The 18,965-nt window shown below is 68.2% G+C and carries 16 protein-coding genes; 9 read left to right on the top strand and 7 right to left on the bottom strand.

Going from position 1 to position 18,965, the window contains the following annotated elements; all coding sequences use genetic code 11:
* The first annotated feature begins 68 nt into the window (after positions 1–68).
* Genes FB475_RS20640 through FB475_RS20625 form a run of 4 tightly spaced genes read left to right on the top strand, consistent with a single transcriptional unit; the run spans position 69 to position 3,523 of the window.
* On the top strand, positions 69–1,076 hold the full coding sequence (locus FB475_RS20640; RefSeq protein WP_141858218.1) for a Bug family tripartite tricarboxylate transporter substrate binding protein: 1,008 nt from the start codon (positions 69–71) through the stop codon (positions 1,074–1,076).
* A complete protein-coding gene (locus FB475_RS20635; RefSeq protein WP_141858217.1) occupies positions 1,073–1,576 on the top strand; it encodes a tripartite tricarboxylate transporter TctB family protein in 504 nt (167 codons plus the stop codon). Before FB475_RS20640 ends, FB475_RS20635 begins: the two co-directional genes overlap by 4 nt.
* The gene (locus FB475_RS20630; protein WP_141858216.1) at positions 1,576–3,084 is read left to right on the top strand and encodes a tripartite tricarboxylate transporter permease; all 1,509 of its coding nucleotides are present in this window, start codon (positions 1,576–1,578) and stop codon (positions 3,082–3,084) included. The genes FB475_RS20635 and FB475_RS20630 overlap by 1 nt, the downstream gene beginning before the upstream one ends.
* Before the next feature lie 10 nt (positions 3,085–3,094).
* Complete coding sequence (locus tag FB475_RS20625; RefSeq protein ID WP_202878454.1) at positions 3,095–3,523, top strand: EVE domain-containing protein; 429 nt, start codon at positions 3,095–3,097, stop codon at positions 3,521–3,523.
* Here the strand turns inward: FB475_RS20625 and FB475_RS20620 are convergent.
* Positions 3,520–3,960, bottom strand: coding sequence for a hypothetical protein (locus tag FB475_RS20620; RefSeq protein ID WP_141858215.1), 441 nt, complete (start codon positions 3,958–3,960; stop codon positions 3,520–3,522). The genes FB475_RS20625 and FB475_RS20620 overlap by 4 nt on opposite strands.
* A gap of 30 nt (positions 3,961–3,990) precedes the next feature.
* Here FB475_RS20620 and FB475_RS20615 point away from each other — a divergent pair, with 30 nt between their 5' ends.
* A complete protein-coding gene (locus FB475_RS20615; RefSeq protein ID WP_141858214.1) occupies positions 3,991–5,286 on the top strand; it encodes a winged helix-turn-helix domain-containing protein in 1,296 nt (431 codons plus the stop codon).
* Here the strand turns inward: FB475_RS20615 and FB475_RS20610 are convergent.
* Genes FB475_RS20610 through FB475_RS20595 form a run of 4 tightly spaced genes read right to left on the bottom strand, consistent with a single transcriptional unit; the run spans position 5,261 to position 11,584 of the window.
* Positions 5,261–6,505, bottom strand: coding sequence for an MFS transporter (locus FB475_RS20610; RefSeq protein WP_141858213.1), 1,245 nt, complete (start codon positions 6,503–6,505; stop codon positions 5,261–5,263). The genes FB475_RS20615 and FB475_RS20610 overlap by 26 nt on opposite strands.
* On the bottom strand, positions 6,502–7,851 hold the full coding sequence (locus FB475_RS20605) for a GH1 family beta-glucosidase (protein ID WP_141858212.1): 1,350 nt from the start codon (positions 7,849–7,851) through the stop codon (positions 6,502–6,504). Before FB475_RS20605 ends, FB475_RS20610 begins: the two co-directional genes overlap by 4 nt.
* Entirely contained in the window at positions 7,841–8,404 is a 564-nt protein-coding gene (locus FB475_RS20600) for a YbjQ family protein (protein ID WP_141858211.1), read from the bottom strand. Before FB475_RS20600 ends, FB475_RS20605 begins: the two co-directional genes overlap by 11 nt.
* Positions 8,405–8,431: 27 nt before the next feature.
* Complete coding sequence (locus FB475_RS20595; protein WP_141858210.1) at positions 8,432–11,584, bottom strand: penicillin acylase family protein; 3,153 nt, start codon at positions 11,582–11,584, stop codon at positions 8,432–8,434.
* A gap of 116 nt (positions 11,585–11,700) precedes the next feature.
* Between FB475_RS20595 and FB475_RS20590 the strand changes: the two genes are divergently transcribed.
* Positions 11,701–12,792: an aminotransferase class V-fold PLP-dependent enzyme gene (locus FB475_RS20590; protein WP_141858209.1), complete on the top strand. Its 1,092-nt coding sequence runs from the start codon at positions 11,701–11,703 to the stop codon at positions 12,790–12,792.
* Between the two features lie 61 nt (positions 12,793–12,853).
* Here FB475_RS20590 and FB475_RS20585 read toward each other — a convergent pair whose 3' ends face one another.
* Entirely contained in the window at positions 12,854–14,872 is a 2,019-nt protein-coding gene (locus FB475_RS20585; RefSeq protein WP_141858208.1) for a DEAD/DEAH box helicase, read from the bottom strand.
* 354 nt (positions 14,873–15,226) lie between these two features.
* Between FB475_RS20585 and soxR the strand changes: the two genes are divergently transcribed.
* Together soxR and snpA are read left to right on the top strand one after the other, a co-directional pair.
* Complete coding sequence (gene soxR, locus FB475_RS20580) at positions 15,227–15,703, top strand: redox-sensitive transcriptional activator SoxR (RefSeq protein ID WP_141858207.1); 477 nt, start codon at positions 15,227–15,229, stop codon at positions 15,701–15,703.
* Positions 15,704–15,877: 174 nt separating this feature from the next.
* Positions 15,878–16,555 carry a snapalysin gene (gene snpA / locus FB475_RS20575; protein WP_141858206.1) on the top strand — a complete coding sequence of 226 codons (678 nt, stop codon included), beginning with the start codon at positions 15,878–15,880 and terminating at the stop codon, positions 16,553–16,555.
* Positions 16,556–16,614: 59 nt separating this feature from the next.
* Here the strand turns inward: snpA and FB475_RS20570 are convergent, their stop codons facing one another.
* On the bottom strand, positions 16,615–17,634 hold the full coding sequence (locus FB475_RS20570) for a LacI family DNA-binding transcriptional regulator (RefSeq protein WP_141859599.1): 1,020 nt from the start codon (positions 17,632–17,634) through the stop codon (positions 16,615–16,617).
* Positions 17,635–17,879: 245 nt separating this feature from the next.
* Between FB475_RS20570 and FB475_RS20565 the strand changes: the two genes are divergently transcribed.
* A complete protein-coding gene (locus FB475_RS20565) occupies positions 17,880–18,959 on the top strand; it encodes an ABC transporter ATP-binding protein (protein ID WP_141858205.1) in 1,080 nt (359 codons plus the stop codon).
* Positions 18,960–18,965: the final 6 nt, after the last annotated feature.

The raw sequence follows: 18,965 nt of genomic DNA, 5'->3' as shown, positions 1-18,965 counted from the left end.
GCAGACGTGAAGCTAACCGGAGGTCCACGATCGTCGCCACCTGAACCCTCCTGAAAGGACTCCGCCAAATGAGGTCCAGGCGATTGCTCACAGTGACGACGGCCCTGGTTGCCGTGCTCGGCTTCACCGCCTGTGGTGCGACGGCGAACAAGTCGGACAGCGCGACACAGGACAGCGGGAAGCCGGCCACCGGGCTGCGGCTGATGGTGCCGAACACGGCCGGCGGCGGGTACGACACCACCGCGCGGACCGCAGCCAAGGCTATGGAGGACGCGAAGATCGCGACCGGCGTCCAGGTGTTCAACCTGCCGGGCGCCGGCGGGACGGTCGGCCTGCAGCGGATCGTGAACGAGAAGGGCAACGGCAAGCTCGCGATGCAGATGGGCCTCGGCGTCGTCGGCGCGACGTACACGTCGAAGTCCAAGGCCACGCTCACCCAGACCACCCCGATCGCGAAGATGATCGAGGAGGCCGGCGCGATCGTGGTGCCGAAGAACTCGCCGTACCGGACGATCCAGGACCTGGTCACCGCCTGGAAGGCGAACCCGAAGGGCCTCGCGGTCGGCGGCGGCTCGTCGCCGGGCGGCCCGGACCACCTGCTGCCGATGCAGCTCGCGCAGGCGGTCGGCATCAACCCGAAGGACGTCAACTTCGTCTCCTACGACGGCGGCGGCGAACTGCTGCCCGCGCTGCTCGGCAGCAAGATCGCGTTCGGCACGAGTGGATTCGGGGAGTTCCTCGACCAGGTCGAGAGCGGCCAGGTCCGGGTCCTCGCGGTGAGCAGCGAGCAGCCGATCGAGGCGCTCAAGGACGTACCGACGCTGAAGGGCTCGGGGATCGACCTGGTGTTCACGAACTGGCGCGGGATCGTCGCGCCGCCCGGGATCAGCGACGCGGACAAGAAGGTCTGGATCGACGCGCTCACCAAGATGCACGACTCGGCCGAGTGGAAGGCCGAGCTGCAGAAGCACGGCTGGACCGACGCATTCGTCACCGGTGACGAGTTCGGCAAGTTCCTGACCGACCAGGACAAGGCCGTCGCGGACATCCTGACGAAGCTCGGATTGGCGGCATGACCGCCGCCGCTACCACGCGGCGGGACACGGCGCAGTACGGAGTGTGCGGGTTCCTGGCGGTGGTCGGCGTCCTGGTGATCGTCGACGCCGCCCGGCTCCAGCACATTGCCACCAGCAACGATCCGATCGGCCCGAAGCCGGTCCCGATCGTGCTCGGCGTACTGCTGCTCGTGGTCGCCGCGCTGTACGCCGTGGACGTCGCGCGCGGCGGCACCGGTGAGGCCGAGGAGGGTGAGGACGTCGACGTGACGTCCAAGGTCGACTGGCGCACCGTCCTGCTGCTGATCGCCGCGTTCGTGGTCAATCTGGTGACGATCGAGCCGCTCGGCTGGGTGATCAGCGGGACGTTGCTGTTCTGGGGTTCGGCGTTCGCGCTCGGCAGCCGGCACCACGTCCGCAACCTGGTGATCGCGGTCGCGCTGTCGCTGATCACGTTCTACGGGTTCGCGATCGGGCTCGGGGTCGGCCTGCCGGCCGGCGTACTGCAAGGGATTCTCTGATGGACAACCTGATGAACCTGCTGAACGGGTTCGGCGACGTCCTCGCCCCGGTGAACCTGCTGCTCGCGCTGCTCGGCGTCACGGTCGGTACGGCGGTCGGCGTCCTGCCCGGGATCGGTCCGGCGATGACGGTCGCGCTGCTGCTGCCGATCACGTACGGGCTGGAACCGGTGCAGGCGTTCATCATGTTCGCCGGTATCTTCTACGGCGGCATGTACGGCGGCTCGACGACATCGATCCTGCTGAACACACCCGGCGAGTCGTCATCGGTGGTGACGGCGATCGAGGGCAACAAGATGGCCCGAGCCGGACGTGCCGCGCAAGCGCTGGCGACGGCCGCGATCGGGTCGTTCGTCGCGGGCACGATCGGGACGTTGCTGCTGGTCCTGGTCGCGCCGCAGGTGGTGAAGTTCGCGATCAGCCTGGGCGCGCCGGACTACCTGGCGATCATGCTGCTCGCGTTCGCCGGTGCCACGTCGGTGCTCGGCTCGTCACGGATCCGCGGGTTCGCGGCGCTGCTGCTCGGGCTGGTGATCGGGCTGGTCGGGATCGACAAGGTGACCGGCCAGCAACGGCTCACACTCGGCATCCCACAGCTTGCCGACGGCATCGATGTCGTAGTGGTTGCCGTCGGCATCTTCGCGGTCGGCGAGGCGCTCTGGGTGGCGGCGCATCTGCGAAGGAATCCGGGCACGGTGATCCCGGTCGGGCGTCCGTGGATGGGCAAGTCGGACTGGCGGCGGTCGTGGAAACCCTGGCTGCGCGGTACGGCCTTCGGTTTCCCGATCGGTGCGCTACCGGCCGGTGGCGCCGAGATCCCGACGTTCCTGTCGTACGCGACCGAGAAGAAGCTGTCCAAGCACCCGGAGGAGTTCGGGCACGGCGCGATCGAGGGCGTGGCCGGACCGGAGGCGGCGAACAACGCGTCGGCGGCCGGGACGCTGGTACCGATGCTGGCGTTGGGCCTGCCCACGAATGCGACGGCGGCGGTGATGCTCGCGGCGTTCACGTCGTACGGCATCCAGCCCGGGCCGCTGCTGTTCCAGCGCGAGCCGAAGCTGGTGTGGGCGCTGATCGCGAGCCTGTTCATCGGCAACCTCTTCCTGCTGCTGCTCAACCTGCCGCTGGCGCCGGCCTGGGCGAAGCTCCTGCAGATCCCGCGCCCGTACCTGTACGCCGGCATCATCTTCTTCGCCTCGATGGGTGCGTACGCCGTGAACGCGCAGCCGCTCGACCTGTTGCTGCTCCTGCTGCTCGGGCTGCTCGGCTTCGGGATGCGCCGGTTCGGTTTGCCGGTGCTGCCGCTGATCATCGGCGTGATCCTCGGCCCGATCGCCGAACGCCAGGCGCGGATGTCCCTGCAGTTGTCGAACGGCGACGTTTCCGGGCTGGTCGGCGGGCCGGTCGCGTACGTGATCTACGGGGTGATCCTGTTGATGATCGCCTGGCCGCTGCTGGCGAAACTCCGGCGGAGAATTATGACGAAAGATGTCATAGTTTCGGGCTGACAGTAGGTGCATGAACGAGATGCACAGGGCTTGGTTGGGTGTGGTCTCCGCCGACCACACCCAACGAGCCGTCCAGGGCGGTTTCATCCAACTCAACCACGGCAAGCGCTACGGCGTCGCCCGCCTACACCGCGGCGACGGCTTCGCCATCTACTCCCCGACCGAGCACTACCTCGAGAAACGCCCGCTCCGCGCCTTCACGGCACTCGGCGTAGTCGCCGACGACGCCCCCTACCAAGCCGAACCCATGTCAATGGGCCCCCGCGGCACCATCCAACCCTGGCGCCGCCGAATCGACTTCCTCCCGGCGCACCGCGTCCCGCTGACCGAAGTCGCCCTCAACCTCACCAAATCCCCCAACTGGGGCTACCAACTCCGCCGCGGGTTGGTCCCGTTGGAGCCTGAAGACTTCGAGTCTCTCCAGGCGCTCATGACCTAATCGGTCAGCCGATGGAGGTCACGCGCGAAGGCAGAGAGCTCGTCGGGTGAGACGACGATCGAGGTCTCGACCTTCCACAAGCGCCGGCGCATGCCGCCGTTCTGCAGTTTGATCCAGACGATCAGATGGTCCGGGCCGAGGGCGGGTCGGGGCCCGCGGTAGATCTCGAGTTGGAGCGCGCTGCTCTTTCCCCAGGTCGCCGAGGAGTTCTCCCACTGGGGCCAGTTGGTCACGACCTGGTCGAAGAACAGCGCAAGTCCGGAGTAGTCGGACCAGAGGTCGAGTCGCGCGGATGCGGTCAATTCCCGCATCCGGACCTCGGCATTCAGGTAGCGGCGCTTCTCCCTCGGGACCTGCTCCGGGGCTTTGTCCGACGGCCATCGGACAGCGGTGAGGCGGAGGTATTCCTCGGATTTTCCGATCGTGACGAACTGCATGATCCCAGTGTTGCGCGATAAGTTCGGATTATGGCTGCCGTGGGTGACGAGGTCTCGACGGAGGTGGCGCGGCGGCTTGCGCTGGTGGCGCAGGGGTTTGGGGAGGGGCGTGGGCGGCGGGGGGATGTGCGGGCGGTGCGTCGGGCGGTTGGGTGGGCCGGGGTTTTGCAGTTGGACTCGGTCAATGTGTTGTGTCGGTCGCATTATCTGCCGGTGTATTCGCGGGTGGGGAGCTATTCGCGGGCGCGGCTCGACGAGTTGAGTTGGGGCGCGGGGCGCGAGTTGTTCGAGTACTTCTGGGGGCACAAGGCCGCGTTGATTCCGCTCGAGAACTACCCGTTGATGCGCTGGCGGATGCGGGCCGCCGAGCGGCAGGTGTGGGGCGAGGAACTCAGCCCGGACGTGACTGCGCCGTGGTCGGTGGTGGCTGGGATGCGGCGGCTGACGGCGGAGCGGCCCGGGTACGTCGAGCAGGTGCTGCGAGTCGTCACCGAGCGAGGACCCTTGACCGCGGGCGAGGCGAGTCCGGACGGGGTACGGCGGCAGCGCAGCGACCCGGACCCGGATCCGACCACCGGCGCGATGTGGAACTGGCAGGACGCGAAGATCGCGATCGAGTACCTGTTCTGCGCGGGACTGGTGACTATCGCGGGACGCCGGCACTTCGAGCGGGTCTACGACCTGACCGAGCGGGTGCTGCCGGCCGACGTACTCGCCGTACCCGAGCCGCCCGCCGACGAGGCACGACGCGAGCTCGTCCGCATCGCGGCCCGCGGCCTGGGCGTCGCGACCCTGAAAGAGCTGTGCGGCGGCAGCGGCCAGGCGCACTTTTCGTTGCCCGCAGCAACCGGTCGTGAAGTGATCCGCGAACTGGTCGAGTCCGGCGAACTGATCCCGGTCCGCGTCGAGGGCGTGAAGCAACAGTCGTACCGGTGGCACGAAGCGCAGGACCGCCCGGTCGGGGCGCAGGCGTTGCTCTCCCCCTTCGACCCGCTGATCTGGAACCGCGACCGCACCCACCGCCTGTTCGACTTCTTCTACCGGATCAGCATCTACACGCCCGCACCGCAACGCATCCACGGGTACTACGTACTCCCGTTCCTGCTCGGCGACCGCCTCGTGGCCCGCGTCGACCTGAAGTCCGACCGCCAGAACTCAACGTTGGTCGTCCCAACCCTGACCCCCGAACCCGACTCCCCCGACTTCATCGAACCCTTGGCGGCCGAGCTCCGCGACATGGCGCGCTGGCTGGACCTGGACCACATCCAGGTGACCGCGACCTCGAAAGCCGGCAAGGCGCTCAAGCGACAGAGCGGACTCGGGTGACCAGTACGCCGGCCAGCAGTGTGACGACTGCCGCCAGCAGGTAGAGGACCGGGTAGCCACCGAGGTGTTTGACGATCGGGGCGGCGATGACCGGGGCCAGTACCTGCGGGAGGGAGTTCGCGATGTTGATGACGCCGAGGTCTTTGGCGCGGTCGCGGGCGTTCGGGAGTACTTCGGTGAGCAGGGCGAAGTCCACCGACAAGTAGACGCCGAAGCCGGCGCCGAGGACGATCGCGCCGGTGATCGCGCCGGGCCAGGTCGGCCAGAATGCGAGGATCACGCCCGCTGCCGCCATCACCCAGCCCGACGCGGTGACGAACACCTTGCGGCGAGCGGCGCGGTCCGACCAGCGGCCGAAGCTGATCGCGGTGGTCAGCACGCAGACGCTGTAGATCGCGGTCAGGATCAGGACGCCGGTGTCGGGGTCGGCGACTCCCACCTTGTCCTGCAGGTAGTAGAAGAGGTACAGCGTGCCGAGGGCGTTGCCGACGTTGAAGAGGAAGCGGGTCAGCCAGGCCCAGCCGAAGTCGGGGTAGCGGCGCGGGCTGATCCAGAAGCTCGTCAGGAAGTCTCGCAGGACGAACGCGGGCCGTTCGAGCAGCGGTTGGTCGTGGCTGCGCAGGAGGTACGGGACGACGGAGAGCAGGAGGAACGCGGCGCAGGCGAGGTATCCGAGGGTATAGCTGTTGAAGGCGGCCGCGAGCGCCGTACCGACGAGGGCGCCGAGGACCTGGGAGATGGCTACCCAACCGCCGACGACCCCGCGTTGCGCGACGGGTACGCGGTCCGGGATCACCGCGGTCGCCGCCGCCAGCAGCGCGTTGCCGAACAGTTGCATCAGGCACCAGCCGATCAGCATCAACGCGATCACGCGTGCGCCCGACAGGATCCCTAAACCGATGGCACCACCAACAGCACCCGCGACCACCCACGGCACCCGCCGCCCGAACCGCGAGCCGGTCCGATCGGAGATCGCCCCGAACGCCGGATTCGCGACCACCGACACCGCCGCCCCGACCCCGGTCACCAACCCGAAGACGAACTCCTTGTTGCCCGGAGCAACTGCCTCCGACTGCTTGGCCAACAAGACCTGGATCGGTCCCAGCCACGCAGCGAACACACCGACGTTGGCCAGCACGACGGCCGCCGTCCAGCGACCCCGCACCCGCACCGTCGGTTCGGCCAACGCCGACGGGACGACCCCCGGCTCCGGAATCATCTGCGGTTCTGAGCTATCAGTGCCTGGAGCCAGTAGTACGACTCCTTCGGCGTGCGTTCGAGTGTTTCGAAATCGACGTGGACGAGACCGAAGCGCTGCGAATACCCCGCCGCCCACTCGAAGTTGTCCAGCAACGACCACTGGAAGTACCCGCGGACATCGATACCGTCGTCAATGGCGGATTTCAGCGATCGCAGGTAGGAAGACAGATAGTCGATCCGCCGCTGGTCGGACACCCCGTCGTTGATCGCGCAGCCGTTCTCCGTGATGTAGATCGGCGGCAGCTTCTCGCCGTACCGGTCCCGGAAGATCCGCAACGTCTCGCCGAACGCGTCCGGCACGATCGGCCACCCGAAGTCGGTCGTCGGGTACCCGGGCAGCGTCCGCGGCTCGAACGGCAGTCCCGGCGGCAGCTGCACGCCGTCAGTTGCCGCAGTGTCGCCGGCCCCGGTCGCGACGCCGACGGAGACCGGCGCGTAGTGGTTGATGCCGAAGAAGTCGAGCGGCGTCGAGATGATCGCCAGATCGTCCGCGACCGGCCCCGGCATCCCGTCACCGATCCCGGACGGATACTCGCCCAGGATGATCGGATCGGCGAACATCCAGTTGATCAGGTTGTCGTACAGACTCGCCGCTTCCACGTCTTCAGGACTCTCACTGGCCGGCCACGTCGGTGCATGGTTCGAGGCGATCCCGATCTCCAAGGCACCGGCCGCCCGCAACGCCTGCACCGCGCGCCCGTGCGCGAGCAGCTGGTGATGTGCGACCGGCAGCGCGTCGAACAGCAGCTGCTTGCCGGGGGCGTGCGCGCCGAGCGAATACCCCATCAGCGTCAGCACCATCGGCTCGTTGATCGTGATCCAGAGCGGTACCCGGTCGCCGAAACGCGCGCCCAGGAGCGCGGCGTACTCGGCGAACCGTTCGGTGATGTCGCGGTTCAGCCAGCCGCCGGCGTCCTCGAGCGGTTGCGGGGTGTCCCAGTGGTACAGCGTCGGCGCCGGCTGGATCCCGGCGCCGAGCAGCGTGTCGATCAGCCGGTCGTAGAAGTCCAGCCCGGCCGCGTTCCCGGGTCCGCTCCCGGACGGCTGGATCCGCGGCCACGCGAACGAGAACCGGTACGTGTCCACGCCCAGTTCCCGCATCAGCGCGACGTCCTCGGCGTACCGGTGGTAGTGGTCGCATGCGATCGCGCCACTGTCGCCGTTCAGGATCTTGCCGGGCTCGGCGCAGAACGTGTCCCAGGTGGAGGTGCCGCGGCCGTCCTCGGCCACGGCGCCCTCGATCTGGTACGCCGACGTCGAGACACCCCAGCGGAATCCGGGCGGAAACCTCAGGTCAGCTGTCATTCGCATCATCCTCATCGGGCTTGGTGTCCTGGACCCGCGGCGGCTCGGCCTTCCGCACGATGACCGCCGTACCGTAGGCCGCCACCTCGCTCATCGTCTGCGCGATCTCGTTGCAGTCGAACCGCATCGCGAGGATCGCGTTCGCCCCCATCTGCTGCGCCATCTGGCACATCCGCATCACCGCGACGTGCCGCGACTCAGCCAGCATCTGCGTGTACTCCGGTACTTCGCCACCGCCGAGCGACCGGAAGCTCGCGGTGAAGTTCGACCCGAAGTCCCGGGTCCGCACGGTCAGCCCGAACACCTCGCCGAACACGGTTTCCGCGGTGTACCCGGGCAGGTCGTTCATCGTCGAGACCAGGACCGGGTACGGCGAACCCTGCGGCGCGACATGCGGCACGTTGGACGGAGCCTGCTGGTACCCGCCCTGGTAGCCAGGCGGCGGCCCCGGCTGGTATCCCGGTGGCGGACCTTGGTACCCGGGAGGCGGGCCTGGCTGGTAGCCCGGCTGCTGCGGCGGATACGGCGGGTTCGGAGGATAGTTCTGTGTCATGCGCTCATCCTGACAGGCCGCGGGGCATCACCATCTGAACACCTGGAGCTCATACAGCGAATAGCCGTACGACGTCGCCCGCTGAGTCCCGGTGACACGGACGTAGCGAGCCGGTACGGCGGCGAACCGGACAACGCCCTCCCCGCCGTTCCCGGCCGTCGTGGCGTACACCTGCTGCCAGGTCGACCCGTCCCGCGACACCTCGATCTTGTACCCCTTCGCGTACGCCGCCTCCCACTGCAACACCACCCGGCCGACGGTCTGCTCGTTGCCGAGGTCAACCTTCAGCCACTGCGGATCCGACCAGTCGCTGGCCCACCGGGTGTCCAGCTTGCCGTCGACGGCCTGGACCGGCGGGGAGTTGTACCAGCCCTTCTCGTAGCTGCTCGCCGTCGCCGTCTTCCCGGCCGCCAGGTTGCTGATGTCGTCGCCACGCCGCGCCGGGAACTCGACCACCTGCTGGTACGTCGGCCGGTTCACCCAGGCGATCCGGTCCTGGGTGATGCCGCCCATCGGGCTGTGCGCGATCTGGTCGGCGCAGAACTGGTCTCCGGCGGCGCAGTCCGCGGTCGCCGGGTACGTCGTACTTGCCGGCACCTTCGTTGCCGCCGACAAGGTGTCTGTCAGCACCGCTCTACACCCCGCCAAGGTGCCGCCGCCGCAGAACGTGACCGGTTGCGACGCCTTCACGGGATCACCCAGCACCTTCCGCAGGTCTCGCTGGACGAAGCCCCACCAGCCACTCTGGAAGGACGAGCCCTGGGCGCTCGGGCGCTCGTCGATCTTCAAGTTGGCGGTCAGTGCGCTGTAAAGGTCTGGTCCGAGGTCCTTGAACTCAGCCGGGATGAGGAGCGGCCACCAGGCATCCAGGATGCGGATGGCGTCCGCGCTGTCGTAGGTGCGCGACGACGCGTTGGGGGTCTTGCGGTGGGCGCCGGATTGTTGCCAGGTGGTCAGTTTGTTGACCGCGTCCGCGACGGCCGGGTCCGCGATCGGCGCCGACTTCAGGACGCGCAGCAGGTACGGGAGCACCTGGTCGCCGCGGAGGTCGACGGTGGCCGCGTCCTCCATCGCCTCGACCAGCTTGCCCCGGGTGAACTTCTGGCCGCTGTTGATGACCGCCTTGATCCGGTCGTCGAGCGGCTGGCTGCGGTAGACCGCGTTGTACCCCCACTGCCCGTCGGACGCCGAGTACCCAGGTGCCTGCTTGTTGTTCCAGCTGGTCAGGTAGTCCTGGTTGACGACCTGCGGGTGCTGGGCCGCCGGGGTGTAGGTCGCGCGGTTGGTGTCCGGGTTCCAGCCCTTCCACTCGTACGAGCTCCAGGTCGGCAGGTTCGGGTCGGCGCCGTCCGCGCGGACCGGGTTGTCACCGGAGTTGAAGTACGCGATCGAGTTCTTGTCGGTGTAGAACCAGTTGAACGTGTACCCGATGTTCGCCGCGGCCCGTTGGAAATCGGCGGCCGAGTGGATCCGGTCCGGGTCGTTGAACTGCATGAACCCGAGCGCCGAACCGGCCTCGTTCCCGTACGTCGACCGGTTCTTCGTGAACAGCACAGGTTTTCCGCCGACCGTCCCGCGATGCGTGACGATGCCGTACTTGGTGCGCAAGGCAACCAACGTGTACGAGCCGGCCGGCTCCGACGAGCCGAGGCTGGAATACCAGGCATTGTGCCGCTCGAGCCGCTCGATCGGTACACACTGGCCGCGGAAGACGTAGTACTGCGAGGACTTGGTCGGCGTTCCGCCACCGGGCTCGCACAGCGGTACGGCGAACGTGTCGGTGATGTCCTGCCCGGCCGACGTCGCGCTCCACGAATAGTCCGGGCCGCGGCCGATCAGCGTGTAGAAGTTCAGGCCCGCGAAGGCGATACCCCGCGAACTGACGCCGGGACCTTGCAGCTCCTGGCGCATCAGCAGCTGCGGAGCGAAGTACCCGGTCTGCGGGCCGTAGACGGCGATCGGGTTTCCGGACTGCGTGTACGCGCCGGAAACCAGGAGCGCGTTCGACATCGCCTTCTTCCCGAATCCGTCCGGGAAGAGACCCTTGTCGAAGATGCCCTTGAGTGCTTGCGAACCGGTCGGCGCGGGCTTCGCGGCGGCCGTCGCGTTCGCGGTCTGGTCGATCACCTCGGGCTCCGGGGTGACCGAGCCGCGGTCCGGCATCGCGCGACCGGCCGGGTTCGGGCCGGTGGTCCCGTACGGGAAGGTCGTGCCGTTGTGCACCGTCGTACTGGCCTCGGGGTCGTTCTGCGAGCGGAACGACTCCCACACCTTGGTGCCCTCGGCCGCGCCGTACTTCGCCTGCGCCTCGAGCAACGCCAGCGCCGAGTTGACCTCGGAACCGCCGCCGGTACCGAAGATGCCCGCGACCACGGCCGCGGTGGCGACCACGTCGGTCACCTTCCAGTGCGGCGTCGGCCACTGCAAACCGAGTGCGACGTACTCTCCCGGGTACGCGATGCCGACCGTGTCGATGTAGTGGTTGACGCCGTCGACCCAGGCCTGGATGTCCTGCTGCATCTTCACGCCGTCGGCGCCGTACAACTCGTCGGCGTCGTCGAACTGCCGCTGCAGGTCCGCTTCGGTGTACGGCGCGGTGCGCCAGAACTCCTGCTCGAACTCGCGGTTCGCCGCGGCACCGCCCGCGAACGGGGTCAGCTGACCGCGCCCGAGGTGACGGAACACGTCCATCACGAACAGCCGGTCCTGAGCACCGGCGTACCCGGCACCGAACATCGTGCCGAGCCGCGTGGTGCCGAAGATGTGCGGGATACCGCGCGACTTGTCGCGGACGATCGTGACGTCGCTGCGCGGCTGGACCGTGCTTGCCACGTCGTCCGGCTTCACCCCGAACGAGGAGTCGTCGAAGTACGGCGCGAGGCCGTCGTCGGTGATGCCCTGCGAGTTCCAGACCAGGTCCTGGTACGGCTTCAGGCTGTCGCTGAAATGCGCCGGCCGGACGCCCAACGCCTTGAAAGCAAGGAGATCCGTGAAGGTGGCGTTGCCGTTCTGGCCCGGCGGGAGGATGTCGCGACATTGCCCTAGGCAATAGTCATCGGGGGTCGCACCAACGGCTTGTGGAGCTGCCTGGGTCGGTGCGGGCAGGGCCGCGAGCACGGCCGTGACGGCGACCGCGGCGAGCGCGGTCCGAAGGCGGGTTCGAAGTGCGGGGCGGAGCACGGTTCCCTCCTCAGGTCGGTAAAAGTGAGGATGACTCACCAGTAGCTTCGGGTCAAGAACTCGTACGGACAGACTCTCGCCAATTGCGGTCCGTGACCACTACGCTCAGCTACACCATGAGCATCCACGATCGTTATCGATTGAGTGTGGTGATCAACGCCAAGGGGACTTACACGCCACTGGGGGTGTCGCGGAGTTCCGACGGAGTGGCGCAGGCCGTCGCACAGGCGCTGCCTGAGTTCTTCGTGATGGACGAGCTGGGCGATCGGGCCAGCGAAGCGATCGCGCAGGTCACCGGCGCGCAGGCGGGTGCCGTCGTGCACTGCACCGCGGCCGGGGTGACGCTCGCGGTCGCGGCCACGATGACGGGTGGCGATCCACGCCGTACCTCGGCGTTGCCGGACGCAACCGACATGCACAACCGCGTCGTACTGCCGGCCTGCCACGTGGTCGACTACGGGCACTCGAACCTGCAGGGCATCCGGCTCGCCGGTGCGCAGGTGGACCTGGCCGGCGACGAGGACGGCTGCACGATCGCCGACCTGGAGGCCGAGCTCGACGGGCCGGACGTGGCGTGCCTGATGCTGGTGTCGTCGCGGCTCACCCGCGGCGAGCCGATCGACCTGGCGGCGGCGATCAAGGCCGCGCACCGCCGCGGCGTACCGGCGATCGTCGACGGGGCGGCGCAGTTCCCGCGGATCGCGGACCTGCTCGCGACCGGCGCGGATCTGGTGCTGGTCAGCGGACAGAAGTACCTCGGTTCACCGACCGCCGGACTGGCCGCCGGGACGTGGTCGCTGGTCCAGGCGCTGAGAGCGCAGGAGAACGGCATCGGCCGGGTGATGAAGCCGACGAAGGAGGCGATCGTCGGCGTCCTCGCGGCGCTCGAGGAGTGGCAGGCGTTCGACCGGGTGAAGTGGCAGGCGGACGAGCACGCGAAGGTGGACGCGTTCGTGGCCGCGGTGTCCCGGATGCCGGGCGTCTCCGTCGAGGCGGTACCGGATCCGACCGGCCTGCAGGTGTCGCGGGTCCTGCTCAAGGTCGACGACGCCAAGCGTGTCGCCACCGAGCTCGAAGCCGGTACGCCGCCGATCTACGTGATGACGGACCGGATGTCCGAGGGCGAGCTGATGCTCGAGCTGATCCCTCTGGACGCCGACGAGATCGCCACCGTCCTGGCCCGGCTCTGGGCGGTGCTGGACGGCTGACGGGTTGTGCCACCGATGGCGCCTTGTAGCAGGCCACCGGTGACACAACCCGTCATCGACCTCAGTGCTGGTAGGACTTTCCGTCGGTACGACGGGGGCCGCCGCCGTTGCGGCGCGGACCGCTGCCGCCGCGGCTGTCGCGGCCCGGACGGCTGCCGCCGAACCGCTTGCCGCCGCCGCCCTTGCCGAAGCGCTGCGGCTTCGGCGCCGGCAGCTTCACCGGGAACCCGGACGGCCTGCTGCCGCCGGTCAACTCGGTGACCAGCTCGTCGCCCGGACGGGCCCGAACCGGCTCGGCCTTGACACCGGCGGACTCGGCCATCCGCATCATCCCGCGCCGCTGGTGCGGCAGCACGAGCGTGACGACGGCACCCTTGCCACCGGCGCGCGCCGTCCGGCCCGCGCGGTGCAGGTAGTCCTTGTGCTCGGCCGGCGGGTCAGCCTGAACCACCAGGCCGACGTCGTCGACGTGGATACCGCGGGCCGCGACATCCGTTGCCACGAGCACCGGAACCGAGCCGTCCTTGAACTGGTCCAGCGTCCGGTTCCGCATCCCCTGCGTGAGCCCGCCGTGCAGCGCCGCGGCCATCACGCCACGGTCGCGCAGCTGCGTCGCGATCCGGTCGGCGCCCAGCTTGGTACGGACGAACACGATGGTCCGGCCGTCCCGGCTGGCCAGCTCCGCGGTCAGCGACTGCTTGTGCGCCGGCTCGATCACCAGCAGGTGGTGCTCCATCGTGCTGACCGTCGCCTGGCCGGACTCGGTCGAGTGCTGCACCGGGTCCTTCAGGTAGGTCTTCACGATCTTGTCGACGTCGTTGTCCAGCGTCGCGGAGAACAGCAGCCGCTGACCCTCGGCCGGCGTCATGTCGAGCAGCGTGGTGACGGCCGGCATGAACCCCATGTCGCACATGTGGTCGGCCTCGTCCAGGACGGCGACCTCGACCGCACCCAGGTCGGCGGCGCCCTGCTCGCACAGGTCGATCAGCCGGCCGGGGGTGGCGATCAGCAGGTCGACGCCACGACGCAGCGCCTCGATCTGCTTCGGGTACGGCAGGCCGCCGGCGATCAACTTCAGCGACACGTTCATCACGTGCGCCAGCGGCTCGAGCGCGTCGTGCACCTGCATCGCGAGCTCACGCGTCGGCACCAGGATCATGCCGCGTGGCCGGCGCGACTCGGTGTGCCCGCCGGACAGCCGCATCAGCGTCGGCAGGCCGAAGCCGAGCGTCTTGCCGGAGCCGGTCTGGCCACGGCCGAGCACGTCCTTGCCGGCCAGCGCGTCCGGGATGGTCGCGGCCTGGATCGGAAACGGCGCGGTGATGCCGTCCCGGGCCAGTCGCTGGACCAGCCGCGGGGCGAGCCCGAGCGCGGCGAACTGGTTGTCTTCGGCAACAGTACCGAGATCCAGCACCGGCTCCGCGGAGCGGATCGGCTCCCCGCGCCGGGCGTCCTGCGACGGACGCCGGGCGAACGGCTTGTCGTCCCGGCGGTACGCCGAACGATCGTCCCGCTCGAACCGCGGCCGATCGGTCCGGTCGCCCTGCGGCCGGTCGTCACGCCGGTAGGAACCCCGGTCGTCGCGGTTGAACTGCGGCCGGTCGTCCCGGTTGTACTGGGGCCGTTCGTCGCGGTTGTACGACGAACGGTTGTCGCGGTTGTACTGCGGGCGGTCGTCCCGGTTGTACTGCGGGCGGTCGTCACGGTTGTACCGCGGGCGGTTGTCCTGGCCGCGGTCGTCACGGCGGAACGACGGCTTCTCACCACGGTTGGCGGACGAACGATCGTCCCGGTTGAACCGCGGCCGCTCGTCCCGGTTGTACGACGAACGCTCGTCGCGGTTGTATTGCGGACGGTCGTCGCGGTTGTACTGCGGGCGGTCGTCGCGGCGCTGGCCACGGTCGGCGCGCGGCTGCTCGGAGCGGTAGCCCCTCACGGGGCGGTTGTCGTTGCGGGGTGCGTCGTACGTCTGCTCCGCGGCCATCCGCTCGCCGTACGACTGGTTCTGGTGCTTCTTGTGCCGGGGCTTCTTGTCCCGCCCGTCGGCGGAATCGGCGTCGAACTGGTGGTGCTGGGTCACGCAAACTCTCTCTCGTATTCACGGACGAGGGGCGCCGGATCGCAGCCGCAAGGAAGCCCCGGTCACGAAACATGACCGGACAGCAACGTGCAAGCAGGAGACGGGCATCGACCTGCGGGTGCTATCGCGTTGCACCCATGTCGCCGGAGTCTTCAGCGGGATGCTGAAACCGACGGGTCGGAGCGCCTGGAAATCTCTGGTGACGCGACGTCGCGCACCGACACCAGAAAAGTATAACCGATCGTGACGGCCACTCCGACCACGCCGACTCGACCAGACCACTCCCGCGACTGGTGCACTTCCACACACTTCAAGCAAGGTTGAGTTTTTGGATTGCCGTCCTAGGGTGGCGGTATGTCGGACGAGAACGTCCCGAGCAAGGAGCACTGGCTCTCGATCGGGGAGATCGCGCAGCGGTCCGGGGTGGCCGCGTCGGCGTTGCGGTTCTACGAGGACCAGGGCCTGATCACGTCCCGCCGTACCGCCGGGAACCAGCGGCAGTACCAGCGCAGCACGTTGCGCCGGATCGCGTTCGTGCAGGCGGCCCAGCGGGTCGGGCTCGCACTGGCCGAGATCAAGCAGGCCCTCGACTCGCTCCCCGAGGACCGGACACCGACCCGCGCGGACTGGAGCAAGCTGTCGAAGTCGTGGCGGAGCCGTCTCGACGAGCGGATCTCCGAGCTCGAGCGCCTCCGCGACGACCTCGACTCCTGTATCGGGTGCGGCTGCCTGAGCCTGCAGCGCTGCAACCTCTACAACAAGGACGACCGGCTCTCGACCCGCGGCCCCGGCGCTCGCCTCCTCAACGTCGGCATCCCCGGCGAGGCCTGAACCGCCCATAACTGTCGTGCTATGTCTGCCATAGAACGGTGGGCGTGAAGCGCGGGTTATCCCCAGGGTTTCGCGGGAAGCGGTGCGCAACGGGCCGAGTCTTGGCAGCATCCGGTGGTAGCGATCGGTAATCCGCCCGTCGCTGTCCGCCACCGATTCGGAGTGAGGCCCTCCATGTCGCATCGCCGTTTCCTCGCCAGTCTCGCGGGGCTCGCCGCCGCCGCACTGGCCGTACCCGCGTTCGCAGCGTCCCCCTCGACTGCAACGCCGGCCGCCAACGTGTCCAGCGTCTCGACCGCCGCCAGCCGTGCGGCGTACGTCGGTTCACCGCAGGACGAAGCCGCCACCAAGGCGTTCTACGACGCCGTGATGAAATCCGCCCGCGCCAAGATGGCCAAGCAGTCCGCGAAAGGCCAGAAGGTCACCGCCGTGACCGTGACGTACGCCGTCGACGCGCCGACGTTCGCGTCCCAGATCTCCTCGAGTACGCAGATCTGGAACTCGTCGGTGAGCAACGTGAAGCTCGTCGAGGGCAGCAACTACGACTTCTACTACACCGAGGGCAACGACTCCCGCGGCTCGTACGCGTCGACCGACGGCCACGGCAGCGGGTACGTCTTCATCGACTACACGCAGGCCCAGCAGTACAACAAGACCCGGATCGTCGCCCACGAGACAGGCCACGTCCTGGGCCTCCCCGACCACTACTCCGGCCCCTGCTCCGAACTCATGTCCGGCGGCGGCCCCGGCCCCTCCTGCACCAACGCCTACCCCAACTCCACCGAACGCTCCAGAGTCAACTCCCTCTGGTCCAACGGCTTCACGACCACCCCGTTCCACATCGCCAAGTAGCCCCACAACCTCCGGCCCGAAGCTGTCTCGCAGGGGACAGCCCGGGCCGGAGCTGTCTTCTAGCGGGTCGGGCCGGTGGATGATCGGACTACTAGTTCGGGGCGGAAGAGGAATTCGGTGTGGGGGGTGGTGTGGCCGCGGACCTCCTCCAGTAGGGACTGGACTGCGGCGAGGCCCATCGCCTGGACCGGTTGGCGGATGGTGGTCATGGGTGGGTCGGTGAACTCCATCATCGGGGCGTCGTCGTAGCCGACCACCGAGATGTCGCCCGGCACAGTCAGGCCGCGCTGGCGGGCGGCTCGGATCACGCCCAGCGCCATCATGTCGGAGCCGCACACAACGGCGGTGACGCCGGCGTCGAGGAGTTGGCGGCCGGCTGCTTCGCCGCCCTCCACGCCGAACATGCTCAGCGCGACCATCGGGTCCAGGTCCTGGTCGGACAGGCCGAGCTGCGCCTTCATCGAGGTCCGATACCCGGCCAGCTTGCGCTGGACCACGATGAAACGTTCCGGTCCGGACGCGAACCCGATCCGGCGGTGGCCGAGCGCAACCAGGTGCGACACCGCGAGTTCCATCGCCGCGTACTCGTCCGACGACACGAACGGCGCCTCGACCGACGGCAGCCAGCCGTTCACGAAGACGACCGGGAGATGCCGTTCGACCAGCGCCTGGTACCGCTCGTGGTCCGCGCCGGTGTCGGCGTGCAGACCGGAGACGAAGATGATTCCGGAGACGCCGCGCTCGAGCAGCATCTCGACGTACTCCTCCTCGGTCGCGCCCGACGGCGTCTGGGTGCACAGCACCGGCGTGTACCCGCGCTGCGACAGCGCCGACTCGATCACCTGCGCGAACGCCGGGAAGATCGGGTTCATCAACTCCGGCATCACCAGCCCGATCAGCCCGGCGGACCGCCGCCGCAACCGGGCCGGCCGTTCGAACCCGAGTACGTCGAGAGCGGTCAGCACGGACTGTTTCGTGTCCTCGGCGACCCCCGGCTTCCCGTTCAGCACCCGCGAGACCGTCGCCTCACTGACCCCCGCCTTGGCGGCGATGTCCGCCAGCCGTGCCCGTCCACCCACACCACTGCTCACGTCCGGCACTGTACCCAGACCTCTGCTGCCTTTTCAGCAAGATCCTGCAAGAACTTGCAGGGGACGCTCTGAGTGCACGCAGATGTCCACAACGTGAACAGAATGGACACGTCACACGCCACAAACCTTGTCAGGACGAGTCGCGCCGGGCGAGGATAGGCGGACTCCCCCGCCCGGGGGAACCTTTACTCGGATCGTCCGGCACGTTCCTGCCGGTGAAGGGAACTATCGTCATGGCTACTGTGTCATTCAAGTCGGCAACCCGGATCTACCCAGGTGGCGACACCCCCGCCGTCGACAAGCTCAACCTCGAGATCGAGGACGGCGAGTTCATGGTCCTCGTCGGCCCGTCAGGTTGTGGTAAGTCGACCTCGCTGCGGATGCTCGCCGGCCTCGAAGAGGTCAACGAGGGTTCGATCTACATCGGCGACCGCGACGTCACGCACCGTCCGCCGAAGGAGCGGGACATCGCAATGGTGTTCCAGAACTACGCGCTCTACCCGCACATGTCGGTCGCGGACAACATGGGCTTCGCGCTGAAGATGCAGGGTGTCTCCAAAGAGGACCGGGCCAAGCGTGTCGGCGAGGCCGCCAAGCTGCTCGGCCTGGAGGAGTACCTCGACCGCAAGCCGAAGGCGCTGTCCGGTGGTCAGCGTCAGCGCGTCGCGATGGGCCGCGCGATCGTCCGTAACCCGCAGGTCTTCCTGATGGACGAGCCGCTGTCGAACCTCGACGCCAAGCTGCGGGTGCAGACCCGTACGCAGATCGCCGAGCTGCAGCAGCGTCTCGGTGTCACGACCGTGTACGTCACGCACGACCAGGTCGAGGCCATGACGATGGGTGACCGGGTCGCGGTCCTCAAGGACGGTCTGCTCCAGCAGGTCGACACCCCGCTGAACCTGTACGACAACCCGAAGAACAAGTTCGTCGCGGGCTTCATCGGTTCGCCGGCGATGAACCTGATCACCGCCAACATCGCCGAGGGTGGCGCCCAGGTCGGTGACTACACGATCCCGATCGCCCGCGACGTACTGGCCAAGGCCGGTAGCGACAAGACCCTGACCGTCGGTGTTCGCCCGGAGGCCTTCAAGGTCGCCGACGAGGGCCTGCCGGTGAAGGTCGCCGTGGTCGAGGAGCTCGGCGCGGACGCGTACCTGTACGGCACCTCGGAGCACGACGGCGAGACGCAGCAGATCGTTGCTCGCATCGACGCCCGGATGCCGGTCGAGAAGGGCTCCACGGTCCGCCTCGCGGCGGTGCCGGAGAAGCTGCACCTGTTCTCGACCTCCACCGAGGAGCGGCTCACCGCCTGATCCTCG

The sequence above is a fragment of the Kribbella jejuensis genome (assembly GCF_006715085.1).
Lineage (GTDB): Bacteria > Actinomycetota > Actinomycetes > Propionibacteriales > Kribbellaceae > Kribbella > Kribbella jejuensis.
This window is presented reverse-complemented; position numbering and strand designations above follow the sequence as displayed.